The sequence below is a fragment of the Vibrio sp. 10N.261.52.A1 genome (genome assembly GCF_002876325.1).
Taxonomy (GTDB): Bacteria; Pseudomonadota; Gammaproteobacteria; order Enterobacterales; family Vibrionaceae; genus Vibrio; species Vibrio chagasii.
Genome location: NZ_MCYD01000463.1, coordinates 1 through 325, shown reverse-complemented (window position 1 = coordinate 325; position 325 = coordinate 1). Strand labels below are relative to the sequence as shown.

General features: G+C 37.8%; 1 pseudogene. It reads right to left on the bottom strand.

Annotated elements, in window-relative coordinates:
• A pseudogene (locus BCT81_RS05540) lies at nucleotides 1-173 on the bottom strand (energy transducer TonB); the annotation flags it as partial.
• Between the last annotated feature and the right edge of the window lie 152 nt (nucleotides 174-325).

Below are 325 nucleotides of genomic sequence, written 5' to 3'. Positions count from 1 at the left end.
GTTTTTTGTTGAGCTTGAGAAGGCATGCTCTTTGGATTGAAGTTGATCGATACCGTGTTCGATTGGCTACCTGCAGGCATCGCAAATACTTTGGATTCTTGAGCGACAAACAATAGTGCCGCATGAATCACTAACGATGCGCCGCCTGCAATAACATACCTAGGAACGTTCACTTTCAATCCTTTACCAAATCTAAATTCTGTAGCAGATTATTGCTTAGAATCTAAATAAGATCAATTATCAATTGCATTATCATTTACGCCTATTTATGATTCTATCAGTTTTTAGCGAATAGTCTTCCAGACTTTGCTATGTAAGTGTTTAG